We start from the raw sequence: 14,793 nt of genomic DNA, 5'->3' as shown, positions 1-14,793 counted from the left end.
CCCCACGCCCCCTGTTGATCAAGAGGTTCGCGAATCTGACGCAAACCTCTTGATCAACAGGGGTCGTCAGCGTGGGATCAGGTCAGCCGGGCCAGGACCGGCGCGAGCGGATCCAGCGCGTCGCCGCGGACAACGAACCGGGTCACCCCCCAGCGCCGTTCATGCTCGGCGACCGCCGTGATGATCTCGTCCACCGTGCCGATCAGCACGAACGGAGTGGCCAGCAGTTCGGCGACGGTCATGCCGTTGCGCCGGGCCTGTTCCGCGGCGACAGCCTCCGCGTCGTCGGTGACCACCACCGTCTGCACCAGCGCCTCCAGCGCCGGCGGGTCGGCCCGGCCGGCTGCGCCCGTGGCCACGCAGGCCAGCTGCGCCTCGATCTGGTCGGCCCGCCAGCGCGCCTCATGCTGATGGCCGTCGGCGACGGTACGTCCGAACCCGGTCAGTCCGACCACGTCGGCGTGCGCGCCGGCCCAGCGCAGCAGCGTCGAGTTCGCCGTCCCCATCGTCAGTGGGATCCGCTCCTGCACCGGCCGGGGTTCACGCAGCACCGCCTCGCGCATCGTCAGCTCGGCCGAGTCGACGGTGACCGAGGCGCCGTCGAGCAGGGCGCGGACCGCCTCGGCGACGGCCACGCAACGGCGGACCCGACCGGTCACGTCGGGGCGTTCCCGGCCCACCGCGCGCCACTCCGCCGGGGTGTGACCGGCACCGACACCGAGCCGGGCCCGTCCACCGGAGATCAGATCGAGGGTGGCCACGTCGGCCGCGAGCAGCATCGGTTCCCGTACGCCGAGGTTCGACACGTACGAGCCGAGCCCGATCGTCGAGGTGACCGGGGCGGCGGCGGCCAGCGCCACGAACGGTGACGTCACGTCGCCGGGGTGGTCGGCGGCGAGCAGGGCGTCGAAGCCGGCGGTCTCGGCCCGACGGGCCAGCTCGGCCCAGCTCGCCGCATCGGTCGGGGTGGCCTGGAGGGCGAAGGTCGCCATCGGTCCAGCATCGGCCCACGCCGGCTTACCGACGACCCGCCGACCGCCGATTCTGCCGAGGGCCGAACCACCGGGGTCAGGGGGTCAGGGCTGCTTGGAGGGCTTGGGGGAGGGTGGGGTGCTGGTAGCGGTAGGCGGCTCGGGTGAGGGCGCCGGGGAGGACGCGGGTGCTGGTGAGGGCCTCGTGGGCGAAGCCGCCGAGGACCACCTTGAGCGCCAGTGCGGGGATCGGGATGATCGCCGGGCGGTGCAGCTGCCGGGCCAGTTCCCGGGTGAACTCGGCGTTCGTCACCGGGTTCGGCCCCACCACGTTCACCGGGCCGGCGACCTCGTCGTGGTCGAGCAGGAAGCGGGTCGCGTCCAGCCAGTCGGCCATCGAGATCCACGGCAGCCACTGCCGGCCGCTGCCCAGCCGGCCGGCGATGCCCAGCTTGAACGGCAGCAGTTGCGGCTTGAGCAGCCCGCCCTCGCGGTGCAGCGGCAGACCGGTACGCAGCCGGACCACGCGTACCCCGGCGTCCTCGGCCGGCCGGGTCGCGGCCTCCCACACCCGGCAGACGTCGGCCAGGAAACCCTCGCCGGCAGGCGCGTCCTCCTCGACCGCCCGGTCGCCCGTGTTGCCGTACCAGCCGACGGCCGACGAGTTGAGCAGCACCCGGGGTCGGTCCGCGGTGGGCAGCCCGGCGATGGTGGTCGCCAGCGTGGTGGTGCTGTCCACCCGGCTGGTGCGGATCAACCGCCGGTAGTCGTCGTCCCAGCGTTTGTCGCCGACGCCCGCGCCGGCCAGGTTGATGACCGCGTCGGCCTCGGCGACCACGGCCGGGTCGAGCTGCCCGGCGGCCGGGTCCCACCGCCGCTCCTGCGGCCCGCCCGGCGCCCGACGGACCAACCGGGTGACCTCGTGCCCGTCGCGGACGAGCAGGTCGGCCAGCCGGGTGCCAAGGAAGCCGGACGCACCGGCCAGAAGGATCCGCATACCCCCATCTTCGTCCAGAACGCCATCCCCGGACGCACCCCCGGCCCCCACCACTCGCCGATCTTGCACTTCCGGTCACCGTTCTGCCCCGACACATCCGTTTCGTCGGGACAGTAACCGCAAGATCGGCGGCGCGGCGCGGCGCGGCGCGGCGCGGCGCGGCGCGGCGCGGGGCGGGGCGGGGCGGGGTTAGGGGGTGCGGAGGTCGGCGAGGAGACGTTCCACCTCGGCGTACGCCTCGGCGTCGAGCGGCCCGAGCGCCAGGGTGGCCAGGTTCTCGTCGGCCTGGGCCACAGTGCGCAGGCCGGGGATCGGCACGGTACGAGGGCTGCGCGCCAGCAGCCAGCCGAGCGCGCCCTGCGCGAGGGTGCGCCCGTCGGCGGTGAGCGCCGCGCGGACCTGGTCGACCCGGGCCGCCCAGCGTGGCGTCGGCCGGCCGTCGGTGAACCATTCCAGCCACTCCGGTGCCCGTCCGCGCACATCGTCCGCCCCGACCGACCGGGTCGACCCGGTGAGCAACCCCATCGCCAACGGCCCACGGTTGAGGCTGGCCAGGTCGTGCTTGTCGCAGACCGCCAGCACCGCCGCGTTGTCGCGCAGCACCGACTCGTCGTGCTGGATCGCCGCGCAGTGCGGGCCGGCGGCCGCGAACGCCTCCGCCGAGGCCGGGTCGTCGGTGCTCCAGCCGTACGCCCGGATCTTGCCCTGGTCGACCAGGGCCTCCAGGGTGTCGACCAGATCGAGCGCGGCGGGCACCGGCAGTGCGTTGATGTGCAGTTGGTAGAGGTCGACGTGGTCGGTGCCGAGCCGGCGGAGCGAGTCTTCCAGGCTGCGCACCGCGAAGGCCGGGCTGGCGTCGGTGCCGAGCGCCCGCCGGGTGCTCTCCTCGCTGACGTTGCCGAACTTGGTGGCGATCACCACGCTGTCCCGCCGCCCGGCCAGGGCCTGACCGAGAATCCGCTCGCTGTGCCCGGCACCGTAGTTGCTGGCGGTGTCGAACAGGGTCACCCCGAGATCGAGCGCCCGGTTGATGGTGCGGATCGACTCGTCGTCGTCCACCTCACCCCAGCCGAACGGCTGCCCGTCGTCACCCCAGAGCGGGCCGCCGATGGCCCAGCACCCCATTCCGATCGCGCTCACCGTGATGCCGCTGCGTCCCAGCGTCCGTGTCGTCGTCATGGTCACCAGCCTCCAACCTGGAGCGCGCTCCAGGTCAAGCACTACCATCTCGCGACATGAGCGGTTACGCCCCCTCGGAGGCCGCCCGCCGCAGCGGCTTCAGCCTCGACACTCTGCGGTACTACGAGAAGATCGGCCTCCTCGCGGACGTGGAGCGGACGGCAGGCGGGCAGCGGGTCTTCACCGACGACGACCTCGGCTGGCTGGTGCTGTTCCGCTGCCTGCGCGACACCGGGATGCCGATCGCGCAGATGCGCCGCTATGCGCAACTGGCCCGCGACGGCGAGCACACCACCGACGAGCGGCACGAGTTGCTGTGCCACCACGCGGCGCGGGTCGAGGAGCAGATGCGCCTGCTCCAGCGTCAGTACGACCACCTGCGGGAGAAGATCCGCTTCTACGAGCGACTGTCCGGCACCGCACCGGGGTCGGAGGCCGGCTGAAGGGAACCGGGCGCGGTCAGACCGAGCAGTTCCTCGGTCGTTCCGGTTCGACCGGTGAGCGCGTTCAGGGCGATGACCAGCCGCTTCTCCTCGTAGCGGAAGTGCGACTCCAGCAGGGCGGCCAACCCGCCCAGCTCAGCGCGCACCTGGGCGACCGGCACCGCCGCGTCGCCGCCCAGCAGCGCCTCGACCCGTTCCAGAATCCCCGCCACCACCTCGTGATCGGTGATCAGGTTCTCGATAACCGGGCGCAGCTCGGGGGCCTCCTCGGCCAGCAGCCGGAAGGCGCCCGCGTCCTCACCCGTGTGGTGTCGGCCGAGCGCGGCACAGAAGGTCAGGCAGTGCGCCCGCAGGTCCCGGGACGGGGTGTCGAGGCTTGCCTGAAGCCGGGCCAGCTCCGCGCTGAGCCAGAGGTGGATCTCGATCATCTGATTGCCGACGGCGGCGAGCCGGCCGGCCGGTGAACCGGTTGGGTGCACGTTCGTCCCATGCTGTCCCCGCGCCTCCATGCCCACGGCGGCCTTCGTGCCGGGTACACCGCGACGCTGCGCCGGAGTCTATCCCGAGCCGATCACGGCGTGGTCGGCTCGTCGGTCTCCCGGACGTCGTGCCAGCGCGCCCGCCAGGCGGCCTCGTGGGCCTCGTGGCTGGTCCGCTCCTGGAAGACGGCGGCTCGCAGGGCGTGCCGGGATTGCGCCATCACCATCACCTCCACGGCCACCAGCGCCACGCAGATCACGGTCGCCAGGGTGAGCGCGCCCAGCGCCGGCAGGTGCTGGCCGACCGGAAGGGCCGCCGTGAGCACCACGATGACGCCGACGCGGGTCCACGTGACGGTGTGCAGGGTGCGCAACTGGAAGAGCAGGTTGACGGCGAAGTAGCAGATCAGCCCGCCGAAGAGCATCGGTACCGCCGGTCCGTCGACCCTCTCGGCGAGCCCGCCGGCCGGGTCGGTGATCTCGTGCAGGACCTCCTCGTTACCGATCGAGAAGAGGATCACGCCGGCGATCATCGGCAGGTAGAGGTACGCGTACGCGTCGCGGGCCATCGCCACCCGGGGGGCACCCTCCGCCGAGTGCAGGGCGATCCGGGCGGCCGGCCCGATGAAGTCGAAGTGCGCCCACCAGAGGGCAGCGGTGACCACGATGCCGAGCGCGGCGGCGGCCACCGCCGGCCAGGTGACCGCCTTGCCGAGCAGGTTGCCGCCGACGCCCGTCGAGATGATCGACTCGCCCAGCGCGATGATCAGGATGAGGTCGTAGCGCTCCGTCCAGTGCTCGGCGCTGGTCACCCCCCAGCCCCAGGTCCCGACGATGAAGCCGGTGGCGTACTGCACCACCACCACGATGATCCACAGGCCGTCGCGGACCATGGCGGCCTGGTCCGGGTCGGCGATCTGCGGCGGGATGAGCGCGGCGGCCAGCAGCAGCACGATGCTCACCGCCAGCTCCGGGGCGAACCGTCGCAGTTGCCGCCGCTCCTGCGGGCTGTCTCGCACCACGTGCTGATAGAGGATCCAGTGGATGCCGCGGACCACGACGTAACTGATCGCCACCAGCATCGGGCCGGCAGCGCTCCCCTTCGGGTCGGTGAACGCCTGTGGCAGTGCCAGCGCGAACGCGAACAGGGCGACCATCGCGATCACCATGAGCACCGGGACGTAGCCCTCGCCGAGCCGGACCCGGGTGGCGACCAGGCTGTGTACCACCCAGATCCACCAGAGCACGGCGAGCACCAGGCCGGCGTGCAGCAGTTGCCGGCTGGAGATGTTCGCGGCGGTGGCCCGGGTGATGATGAAGAACGAGAAGACGAAGACCAGGTCGAAGAAGACCTCGAACTTGTCCACCCGGGCGCCCGGGGCGATCGGGACGGCCGGTCCCAACTGTCCACCCCGCCGGTAGCCGCCCACGACCCCACTCTGGCAGCGTCCGGGCTGGTCGGAGGCCCGAACGGCGATGGCCACGGGGTCCGGCGTTACCTCCGGCCCGGGCCGGGGAAGCACCGGGGCCACGGCCTCCCGCAGCGGGCCGGTCGGTCCGCCCAGCCCGGACAAGGATGGACAATGACGACCAACGACCCGATCACCACTTCGTTCGCCCATCACTCCACCGCAATGGACGTGATTCGGGGCGTGGACCTCGCCGGGCGGCGGGCGATCGTCACCGGCGGGTCCTCCGGGATCGGCGTGGAGACCGCCCGCGCCCTGGCCAGCGCCGGCGCGGAGGTCACAGTGGCCGTCCGCAACCCGGACGCGGGCCAGCAGGCCGCCGACGACATCACCGGCACCACCGGCAACGACCGCGTCCTGGTCGCCCCGCTCGACCTCGCCGACCAGGGTTCGGTCGCCGACTTCGTGGCCAACTGGGACGGCCCGCTGCACATCCTGGTCAACAACGCCGGCATCATGGCCGCACCCCTGTCGCGTACCCCGCAGGGCTGGGAGATGCAGTTCGCCACCAACCACCTGGGGCACTTCGCGCTCGCCACCGGGCTGCGCCCGGCACTCGCCGCCGGCGATGGGGCCAGGATCGTCTCGGTCAGCTCCGCCGCCCACCTGCGCTCACCGGTGGTCTTCGAGGACATCCAGTACGACAAGCGGGAGTACGAGCCGTGGCAGGCGTACGGGCAGTCCAAGACGGCCAACGTGCTGTTCGCTGTGGAAGCGACCCGGCGTTGGTCCGACGACGGCATCTTCACCAACTCGCTCATGCCCGGCGCGATCCAGACCAACCTCCAGCGCTACGTGAGCAAGGAGGAGCTGGACCGGATGCGCGCGGGCAACGCGGCGGCCTGGAAGACCGTCGAACAGGGTGCCGCCACCTCCGTGCTGGTCGCCGCGTCGCCGCTGCTCGACGGCGTGGGCGGGCGCTACTTCGAGGACTGTCAGCAGGCCGCCCCCGCCCAGCCCGGTGGGCGGACGGGCGTCGCCGACTACGCGCTGGACCCGGAGGCCGCCGCACGGCTCTGGCAGGTCTCTACGGATCTGCTCAAGGGCTGAGCGGCGCAGACGAAGGGGCGCCCCGGTCGATGACCGGGGCGCCCCTTTCGGCGTTACGGCGGATCAGGCCAGGCCCAGCTCCGACTCGAAGTTGCCGCCCTCCAGCCGCTCCTTGACAGCGGTCAGGAAGCGCGCCGCGTCGGCGCCGTCGATCAGCCGGTGGTCGTAGGACATTGCCAGGTAGACCATCGACCGGACCGCGATGACCTCGCCCAGCTCCGGGTCGTTGACCACGACCGGCCGCTTGACCACGGCGCCCGTGCCGAGCATCGCCGACTGCGGCGACGGCACGATCGGGGTGTCGAAGAGCGCGCCCCGGCTGCCCGTGTTGGTCAGCGTGAAGGTCGCCCCGGCCATCTCGTCCGGGGTGATCTTGTTGGCCCGGGTGCGCTCGGCCAGGTCGGCGATCCGCTTGGCGATGCCGCCCATGTTGAGGTCACCGGCGTTGTGGATGACCGGCACGAGCAGCCCGCGCTCGGTGTCCACGGCGATGCCGAGGTGCTCGGCGGCCGGGTAGGTGATCGTGCCGCCGTCCAGGTCCATGCTGGCCTGGATGATCGGGTGGGTCTGCAGCGCCTCGACGGCGGCGAGGGCGAAGAACGGCAGGAAGGACAGCTTCACGCCGTGCTTGGCCTGGAACGAGTCCTTCGCCTGGATCCGCAGCTTGGCGACCTTGGTGACGTCGACCTCGACGACAGTGGTCAGCTGCGCCGTCTCGTGCAGCGACTGCTGCATCCGCTTGGCGATCGTCGCCCGGATCCGCGGCAGCTTCTCCGTGGTGCCCCGCTTGGTGCTCGGCTGCGGCTTCGCGGCCGGCTTGGCCGCGGGTGCGGCGGCGGGAGCGGCCGCCGGAGCCGGAGCGGCCTTGGCGGCCTTCGCCTTCTCGGCGGCCTCCAGCACGTCCTGCTTGCGGATCCGGCCACCCACGCCGGTGCCGTTGAGCGCGGCCAGGTCGACGCCGTGCTCACTGGCCAGCTTGCGCACCAGCGGGGTCACGTAGCCGGCGGCCTCCTCGCCAGCACCCGGCGCCGGGGCGGACGGGCGTGCTGGTGCCGAGGTCGCCGCGGCAGGCTGCGCGGCCTGCTCGGTCTTCGCCGGCTGCGCCGAGCTCTCGGTCTCCGCGGCGGGCTCGTTGTACGACATGCCGGGGGTCGGCTCCTCGACCTTCGGCTCCGGCTTCGGCTCGGCCTTCGGCGCAGGCTTGGCCTCCGCCTTCGGCTCGGGCTGCGCCGGGGCGGGGGCCGCACCGGCAACGCCGATGATCGCCAGGTCGGCGCCGACCGCGGCGGTCTCGTCCTCGGCGACCTTGATCTCCAGCACCGTGCCGGCGACCGGCGACGGGATCTCGGTGTCCACCTTGTCGGTGGAGACCTCCAGCAGCGGCTCGTCGACCTCGATGGTCTCGCCGACCTGCTTCAGCCAGCGGGTGACCGTACCCTCGGTGACGCTCTCGCCCAGGGCGGGCATCTTCACCGCGGTGCCCTCGCCCGACGAGGCGGCGGCCGGAGCCGGCGCCTCGGCCGGGGCCTCGTCCTGGGCCACCTCGTCGGCGGTGCCCTCGGCGGCGGCCGTCGGCTCGGCGGCCGGCTCGACCGACTCGGCCGGGGCCTGCTCCTGCTCCTGCGGGGCGGCCTCGCCACCGCCGGTCGACTCGCCCTCACCGGCGATGACGGCCAGCTCGCTGCCGACCTCGGCGGTCTCGTCCTCGCCGACCACGATCCGGCTCAGCACGCCGGCAGCGGGCGACGGGATCTCGGTGTCGACCTTGTCGGTCGAAACCTCGAGCAGGGGCTCGTCGACCTCGACCGTGTCGCCCTCCTGCTTGAGCCAGCGCGTGACGGTGCCCTCGGTGACGCTCTCGCCGAGCCGGGGCATGGTGACCGATACCGGCATTTTCTGAGACTCCTTCATTCCCCTGGTGGGATCTTCGCCCGTCGCCGGACGCCGCGGTTGATTGATCAGGCGTGCGAGTGCAGCGGCTTGCCGGCGAGGGCCAGGTGCGCCTCGCCCAGGGCCTCGTTCTGGGTCGGGTGGGCGTGCACGAGCTGGGCGACCTCCGCCGGGTAGGCCTCCCAGTTGTAGATGAGCTGCGCCTCACCGATCAGCTCACCGACCCGGGCGCCGATCATGTGCACCCCGACCACCGGGCCGTCCTCGACCCGGACCAGCTTGACGAAGCCGGTGGTCTTGAGGATCTGGCTCTTGCCGTTGCCACCCAGGTTGTAGTTGTACGTCTTGACCTTGTCGGCGCCGTACTGCTCCTTGGCCTTCGCCTCGGTGAGACCCACCGACGCCAGCTCCGGGTCGCAGTAGGTGACGCGCGGGATGCCGACCTCGTCGATCACGGCGGGGGTCTGCCCGGCGATCTCCTCGGCCACGAAGATGCCCTGCTGGAATCCCCGGTGGGCGAGCTGGAGGCCGGGCACGATGTCGCCGACCGCGTAGACGTTCGGCACGCTGGTGCGCAGCCGCTCGTCGGTCAGCACGTAGCCGCGGTCCATCTTGACGCCCTGCTCCTCGTACCCGAGGTTGGCGGTGTTCGGGCCGCGACCGACGGCGACCAGCAGTAGCTCCGCCTCGACGGTCTCGCCGCCCTGGATGGTCAGCTTGACGCCGCTCTCGGTCTTCTCGACCTTCTCGAACGGCTTGCCGACCTTGAAGTTGATCTTCCGCTTGCGGAACGCCCGCTCCAACGCCTTCGACGACTCCTCGTCCTCGGCGGCGACCAGGCGAGGCAGCGCCTCGACGATCGTCACATCCACACCGAAGGACTTCCACACGCTGGCGAACTCGACGCCGATCACGCCGCCACCGAGCACGATCACCGACGACGGCACCCGGTCCATCGTGAGCGCGTGGTCGCTGGTGATGATCCGCTCGCCGTCGACCTCCAGGCCGGGCAGGCTCTTCGCGTACGAGCCGGAGGCCAGCACGATGTTGCGGCCGGTGTAGCGCTTGCCGTCCACCTCGACCACGTTCTTGCTGACCAGCGTGCCGTGGCCCTCGACGATGGTGATCGCCTTGTTGCCCTTCAGCATGCCCTGCAGGCCCTTGTAGAGGCGGGCGATGACGCCGTCCTTGTACGAGTTGACCCCGGCCATGTCGATGCCGATCAGCTCGGCCTTCACGCCAAACTGCTCCGACTCACGGGCCTGGTCGGCGATCTCGGCCGCGTGCAGCAGGGCCTTCGTCGGGATGCAGCCGTTGTGCAGGCAGGTGCCGCCGAGCTTGCCCTTCTCGACCAGCGCGACCTTAAGGCCCAGCTGGACGGCGCGCAGCGCGGTCGCGTAGCCGCCGCTGCCACCTCCGAGAATGACAATGTCGAAGGTCGCTTCGTTCGGCTCGCTCACGTCCAACTCCCAGGTCGCGTCGCTGCTTCGGGGGTCACGCAGGGGTAACCACGGACACACCCCACCTCGGTCATCTTGTCACCACTGGGCACAGGGTGCGTAGTGAGGTGCCCAACGACACGTCATCGACACGTACCCTTGGCATCTTCGTCGATGACGCAACGTGGGGGAGAGATCCGGTGGGCTTGTTCCGGCGCCGCAAACAGGCGGCTGTGCCGAGCCGTGACCGTGCTGCGGATCGCGGCGATCTGGACCATCTGGAGAACTTCATCCGGAGTCGACGCGGCGTCGAGGCGTACATCGAACCCCGGACGACGGTGACGGAGACCACTGTCATCCTGATCGCCGACGACGGGGAGTGGACCCGCCGGCGGATCGACGGCCCGGACGGGGCCCGGCGCTTCGCGTACCGGATGGGCATCCCGGTGTACGACGTCCGGCTGATGGGCTACCCGCAGCGGATGCGCGACTTCAACGAGCGCCGCAAGCGTCGCCCCGAGCGGTACTGAGAGGGGCCCCTGGCGTCGACCGGGGGCCCCTCGCTTTCAGCTCCGTCAGCCGTCAGCCGTCAGCCGTTGGCGGCGACGTCCTCGACGAGCTGCACCAGCGTACGGACCGGGACACCGGTGCCGCCCTTGGTCAAGTAGCCGGTCGGCTCGCCCGAGTGGTAGCCCGGCCCGGCGATGTCGATGTGCGCCCAGGCCACGTCGTCGGTCACGAACTCGCGCAGGAACACGCCGCCCTGCAGCATGTGACCGGCCCGGTCCATCCCGGCGTTGACCTGCGAGATGTCCGCCACATCCGACTCCATGCCCTTACGGACGTCGTCGGGCAGCGGCATCGGCCAGGCCGGCTCGCCGACGGCGTCGCCGGCCAGCTTCACCCGGTCGCACAGCTGGGGGGTCCCCATCACGCCGGCCATCCGCTTACCCAGCGCGATGACCTGGCCGCCGGTCAGCGTGGAGGTCTCGAACAGGTAGTCGGTGCCGTCCGCGCAGGCGCGGGCGATGGCGTCGCCCAGGATCATCCGGCCCTCGGCGTCGGTGTTGAGCACCTCGACCCGCTTGCCGTTGAACATGGTGATCACGTCACCCGGCCGGTAGCTGGTGCCCGACGGCATGTTCTCCGCCATCGGCAGGTACGCGCTGACCGCCACCGTCGGCTTCAGCGCGGCGATCGCCAGCATGGCCGCGCCCACCGCGGCGGCGCCCGCCATGTCGGACTTCATCTCCCACATGCCCTGCGCCGGCTTGATCGAGATGCCGCCGGTGTCGAAGGTGATGCCCTTGCCGACCAGTGCGACCCGCTTGCCGTTGCCGCCGCCCTGCGGGGTGTAGGTCAGCTTCACCAGCCGCGGCGGGGCCTCCGAGCCCTGCCCCACCGCGATGATGCCGCCGTACCCGCCAGCGGCCAGCGCCGCCTCGTCGAGCACCTCGACGCCGAGGCCCGCCTCGCGCGCCGCACTGGCGACCGCGTCGGCGAACGACGGCGGACGCAGCTCGTTCGGCGCGGTGTTCACCCAGTCCCGGCTGAGCCGGACCGCGCCCGCCACCGCCTGCGCCCGGGCGACCTCCGCCTGGGCGCCCGCGTCGCCGGCGTCCGGCACCGCGATGAGCACCTCGGCCACCGGCTCGCGCCGGGTCGGCTGGGGTCGGGTCTTGTAACCGGCGAACCGGTACCCACCCAGCAGCGCGCCCTCGGCGACCGCGCGCAGCTCGGCCGACGCGTCCGCGTCGTCCGGCAGCGGCAGCGCCAGCGCGACAGTGGGTGCGCCCGCCAGTGCCCGGATCGCCGCACCGGCGGCCCGGCGCAGCGTCTCTGGGGCCGGGGCGGCACCCGACGGCTCCGGGCCGAGCCCGACCGCGGTGACCAGCGGGGCGGTCACGGTGCCCAGCGTGGCCAGCTTGATGACCTCACCCGGCCCGCCGGTCGCGCCGAGCAGCGCGAGGGTCTCGGTCAGCTTGCCGTCGAACGCGGCCGCGATGCTCTCCGCGCCGCTGGCGAGCAGCAGGGTGCCGGCGAGGCCGCTGGTGGCGCCCTGCTCTCCGGTCTGGCTGTGCACGCCGATCACGATCGCGTCGACGGCGAGCTCGGCCGGGTCGGTGTCGACCAGGCTCAGGTTGGTGGTGCGGGGTGAAGTCACTGAAGCTACTCCGGGCGGGCCGGGCCGGTCGCGGCGTCGCGTACCAGCGGTGAAGGTCTCCGGCGGAACCTACCCGCCGGACGTCATGGCTGTCCCGCCGACAGCGCCAGCGGGCTCCCGCCGATGCTAACCAGCGACGTTGCCCCCGGTAAGTTGCCACCCATGACCGACGTGACCTCCGACGCCGCCGCGACCCGGCTGCGTCGTTCCCCGCTGCACGAGCGGCACACCGCCGCCGGAGCCAAGTTCGCCCCCTTCGGGGGCTGGGAGATGCCCCTGGAGTACGCCGGCGGCGGAGTGCTCAAGGAGCACACCGCGGTGCGTACGGCGGTCGGGGTCTTCGACGTGTCACACCTGGGCAAGGCCCGGGTGAGCGGCCCCGGCGCGGCCGACTTCGTCAACTCCTGCCTCAGCAACGACCTGGGCCGGATCGGCCCGGGCCGGGCGCAGTACACGCTCTGCTGCGACGACGCCACCGGCGGCGTGGTGGACGACATCATTGCCTACCTCTACGCCGACGACCACGTCTTCCTCATCCCGAACGCGGCGAACACCGCCGAGGTGGTGCGTCGGTTGCGCGCCGCCGCGCCCGCGCAGGTGACAGTCACCGACGAGCACGAGGCCTACGCGGTGCTGGCCGTGCAGGGCCCCCGCTCGGCCGAGTTGCTGGCCGCCCTGGACCTGCCCACCGAACACGGCTACATGAGCTTCTCCGCCGCGAGCCTGGCCGGGGTGGAGCTGACCGTCTGCCGTACCGGCTACACGGGTGAGCTGGGCTACGAGCTGGTGGTGCCGGCGGAGCACGCGGTCGCCGTCTGGGATGCGCTCTTCGCCGCCGGCGCGGCGTTCGAGCTGCGCGCCTGCGGGCTGGCCGCCCGGGACACGCTGCGGACCGAGATGGGTTACCCGCTGCACGGGCAGGACCTCTCCCTGGACATCAGCCCGGTGCAGGCCCGCTCCGGCTGGGCGGTCGGCTGGGACAAGCCGGCCTTCTGGGGCCGCGACGCGCTGCTCGCCGAGAAGGCCGCCGGCCCCCGGCGTACGCTGCGCGGCCTGGTGGCCGTCGACCGGGCCATCCCGCGGCCCGGCATGACTCTGCACGTGGGCGACACCCAGGTCGGCACCGTCACCAGCGGCACCTTCTCCCCAACCCGTAAACAGGGCATCGCGCTGGCGCTGCTGAACACCGACGCCAACCTGACCGACGGCGACCAGGTCGAGATCGACATCCGAGGCCGCAGAGCCCCCCTGACTCTGACCAAGCCCCCCTTCGTAAACCCCTCAGTCAAGTAACCCCCGAGCCCGGTTCCGGTGATCAAGAGGTTCGCGTCAAGTTCGGACGAGAGACTGACGCAAACCTCTTGATCAACTGGCGAGCGAGGTCAGCGCGAGGGGGCGGGGGGTTCGCCGGAGTCCAGGACTGCCTGGGTCCAGCCGCCTTCGATGACGCCGGTCGCGTTCAGGACGGCCCAGTCGACGACGTCGGACGCCTCCACGACCACGGGGGCGCCGATGCGCACGCTCTGGTCGGTGTTGGCGTCGCTGGCGCTCACGCCCACGATGCGCTCCGGGGTCTCCCACGAGGTGACGCCCGCCCAGACATACTCCGGGCCGTCGTCTCCGGGCAGGCCGTACTTCACCACCAGCTGCGACTCGGTGGGGAGCTGACCGGCGACGAACCGGGCCCGCGCGTCATCCAGCGCGGCCCGGGCGGTGGCGACCGCACGGCTCATCGCGTCACCGGCGCGGGCGTAGCGCACGTCCGGCTGGATCCCGGAGAACAGGGTCGCGCAGGCGGCGGCGTAGTAGCGCCCGTCCGGGCCGGGGTGCCCGGCCGGCGGGCGCAGGCTGAGGAACGAGTCGGCCTCCGGGTCGGTCGCCGGGTCCAGTTCGAGGCGGAGCAGCACCGGGGCGGTGGCGCCGTGCTGCTCCGGGTTGCCGTACGCCACCGCGATGTCATGGCCGGTGACCGTGGCCAGCACCGGCAGTTGCACGAACGCCGGCACCTCCTCACCGGTGAGCCCGTCGGTCCAGTCCCGCAGCAGTCGGCGGGCCGCCCCGGTCATCACCGCACCCCAGGCGCGGGTGAGGTGGTCCGGCACCCCCTGGGTCTGCAACTCCAGCAGACCGAAGCGGCGCAGCCCCTTGGTGGTGAACCACAGACCCTCGGTGTCCGACGAGTACGGCACCAGCACCCAGTCGACAAGGCGGATGCGGCCCTGCTCGTCGGGGAGGGAGCGCAGCGCTGTCGCCGGGTCGAGGAACTGGAGGCCGAAGACGTCCACCACGTCGCTGCCGACGGATTCCGCCACCGCGGCCGCGACCGCCCGGGCGGCCCACTCGTGCGCGGGCGGCCAACCGGGGCGGTACTCGGCCTGTACGACCACCAGGTGCGTCGCCGCCGCCAGCCGGTCCAGCTGCTCCTTGGTGGCACCGAACGCCGTGAGCAGGTCCGGTGGCAGCTCGGGGAACTCGGCGATCGGCCGGGTGTCGACGCTCATCAACGGGCTGTCGAGCATCTGCCGGGCCAGCCCGTGCACCGGCTCGGCCAGCCGGCCGGTCAGGGCCGCCACCGCGGTCTTCGCACTGACCTTCGGTAGCCCCGCCATCGGCACCAGGTAGGTCGCGCTGAGCGACTCCGGCACCGGAACGGGCAGGAAGTCGTCCGTGATGAGCATTGTGGGATCCCCCGGTGGCCGCGCCGGTGTTGTC

The 14,793-nt window shown here is 72.1% G+C and carries 13 protein-coding genes; 4 read left to right on the top strand and 9 right to left on the bottom strand.

Features of this window, described 5'->3' with window-relative positions; translation table 11 throughout:
- Positions 1-77: 77 nt before the first annotated feature.
- The 3 genes from ACIA47_RS24935 to ACIA47_RS24925 form a co-directional block, all read right to left on the bottom strand.
- Complete coding sequence (locus ACIA47_RS24935) at positions 78-992, bottom strand: LLM class flavin-dependent oxidoreductase (protein ID WP_396710946.1); 915 nt, start codon at positions 990-992, stop codon at positions 78-80.
- A 76-nt stretch (positions 993-1,068) separates the two neighbouring features.
- The gene (locus tag ACIA47_RS24930) at positions 1,069-1,968 is read right to left on the bottom strand and encodes a TIGR01777 family oxidoreductase (protein WP_396710945.1); all 900 of its coding nucleotides are present in this window, start codon (positions 1,966-1,968) and stop codon (positions 1,069-1,071) included.
- A gap of 189 nt (positions 1,969-2,157) precedes the next feature.
- Positions 2,158-3,147, bottom strand: coding sequence for an aldo/keto reductase (locus ACIA47_RS24925; protein ID WP_396710944.1), 990 nt, complete (start codon positions 3,145-3,147; stop codon positions 2,158-2,160).
- Between the two features lie 56 nt (positions 3,148-3,203).
- Here ACIA47_RS24925 and ACIA47_RS24920 point away from each other — a divergent pair, with 56 nt between their 5' ends.
- A complete protein-coding gene (locus ACIA47_RS24920; protein WP_091407453.1) occupies positions 3,204-3,590 on the top strand; it encodes a MerR family transcriptional regulator in 387 nt (128 codons plus the stop codon).
- Here the strand turns inward: ACIA47_RS24920 and ACIA47_RS24915 are convergent.
- Entirely contained in the window at positions 3,545-4,069 is a 525-nt protein-coding gene (locus tag ACIA47_RS24915) for a hemerythrin domain-containing protein (RefSeq protein ID WP_396710943.1), read from the bottom strand. The two genes, ACIA47_RS24920 and ACIA47_RS24915, sit on opposite strands and share 46 nt — an antisense overlap.
- Positions 4,070-4,161: 92 nt before the next feature.
- Positions 4,162-5,499, bottom strand: coding sequence for a low temperature requirement protein A (locus ACIA47_RS24910; RefSeq protein ID WP_396710942.1), 1,338 nt, complete (start codon positions 5,497-5,499; stop codon positions 4,162-4,164).
- Between the two features lie 153 nt (positions 5,500-5,652).
- Between ACIA47_RS24910 and ACIA47_RS24905 the strand changes: the two genes are divergently transcribed.
- Complete coding sequence (locus ACIA47_RS24905; protein WP_396710941.1) at positions 5,653-6,588, top strand: SDR family NAD(P)-dependent oxidoreductase; 936 nt, start codon at positions 5,653-5,655, stop codon at positions 6,586-6,588.
- A gap of 63 nt (positions 6,589-6,651) precedes the next feature.
- On the opposite strand, the gene sucB is transcribed toward ACIA47_RS24905, so the two are convergent.
- Together sucB and lpdA are read right to left on the bottom strand one after the other, a co-directional pair.
- Positions 6,652-8,481 (bottom strand): 2-oxoglutarate dehydrogenase, E2 component, dihydrolipoamide succinyltransferase, encoded by a 1,830-nt coding sequence (gene sucB, locus ACIA47_RS24900; protein WP_396710940.1) that lies wholly within the window; start codon positions 8,479-8,481, stop codon positions 6,652-6,654.
- A 65-nt stretch (positions 8,482-8,546) separates the two neighbouring features.
- Entirely contained in the window at positions 8,547-9,938 is a 1,392-nt protein-coding gene (lpdA, locus tag ACIA47_RS24895; RefSeq protein WP_396710939.1) for a dihydrolipoyl dehydrogenase, read from the bottom strand.
- A 179-nt stretch (positions 9,939-10,117) separates the two neighbouring features.
- On the opposite strand from lpdA, the gene ACIA47_RS24890 reads away from it, so the two are divergent.
- Positions 10,118-10,447, top strand: a complete 330-nt coding sequence (locus ACIA47_RS24890) for a hypothetical protein (protein WP_203122885.1) — start codon at positions 10,118-10,120, stop codon at positions 10,445-10,447.
- A gap of 59 nt (positions 10,448-10,506) precedes the next feature.
- Here the strand turns inward: ACIA47_RS24890 and ACIA47_RS24885 are convergent, their stop codons facing one another.
- A complete protein-coding gene (locus tag ACIA47_RS24885; protein WP_396710938.1) occupies positions 10,507-12,081 on the bottom strand; it encodes a leucyl aminopeptidase in 1,575 nt (524 codons plus the stop codon).
- A 162-nt stretch (positions 12,082-12,243) separates the two neighbouring features.
- Here ACIA47_RS24885 and gcvT point away from each other — a divergent pair, with 162 nt between their 5' ends.
- Entirely contained in the window at positions 12,244-13,374 is a 1,131-nt protein-coding gene (gene gcvT / locus ACIA47_RS24880; RefSeq protein ID WP_396710937.1) for a glycine cleavage system aminomethyltransferase GcvT, read from the top strand.
- An 89-nt stretch (positions 13,375-13,463) separates the two neighbouring features.
- On the opposite strand, the gene ACIA47_RS24875 is transcribed toward gcvT, so the two are convergent.
- Positions 13,464-14,759, bottom strand: coding sequence for a DUF2314 domain-containing protein (locus tag ACIA47_RS24875; RefSeq protein ID WP_396710936.1), 1,296 nt, complete (start codon positions 14,757-14,759; stop codon positions 13,464-13,466).
- Positions 14,760-14,793: the final 34 nt, after the last annotated feature.

The organism is Micromonospora sp. NPDC051227 (genome assembly GCF_044455385.1).
Classification (GTDB): Bacteria; Actinomycetota; Actinomycetes; order Mycobacteriales; family Micromonosporaceae; genus Micromonospora.
This window is presented reverse-complemented; position numbering and strand designations above follow the sequence as displayed.

Excerpts from the sequence above, each read along its gene's own strand:
- ACIA47_RS24930 (WP_396710945.1), bottom strand. The coding sequence starts at position 1,968 with ATGCGGATCCTTCTGGCCGGTGCGTCCGGCTTCCTTGGCACCCGGCTG.
- ACIA47_RS24935 (WP_396710946.1), bottom strand. The coding sequence starts at position 992 with ATGGCGACCTTCGCCCTCCAGGCCACCCCGACCGATGCGGCGAGCTGG.
- ACIA47_RS24925 (WP_396710944.1), bottom strand. The coding sequence starts at position 3,147 with ATGACGACGACACGGACGCTGGGACGCAGCGGCATCACGGTGAGCGCG.
- ACIA47_RS24905 (WP_396710941.1), top strand. The coding sequence starts at position 5,653 with ATGACGACCAACGACCCGATCACCACTTCGTTCGCCCATCACTCCACC.
- ACIA47_RS24920 (WP_091407453.1), top strand. The coding sequence starts at position 3,204 with ATGAGCGGTTACGCCCCCTCGGAGGCCGCCCGCCGCAGCGGCTTCAGC.
- gcvT (WP_396710937.1), top strand. The coding sequence starts at position 12,244 with ATGACCGACGTGACCTCCGACGCCGCCGCGACCCGGCTGCGTCGTTCC.
- sucB (WP_396710940.1), bottom strand. The coding sequence starts at position 8,481 with ATGCCGGTATCGGTCACCATGCCCCGGCTCGGCGAGAGCGTCACCGAG.
- ACIA47_RS24875 (WP_396710936.1), bottom strand. The coding sequence starts at position 14,759 with ATGCTCATCACGGACGACTTCCTGCCCGTTCCGGTGCCGGAGTCGCTC.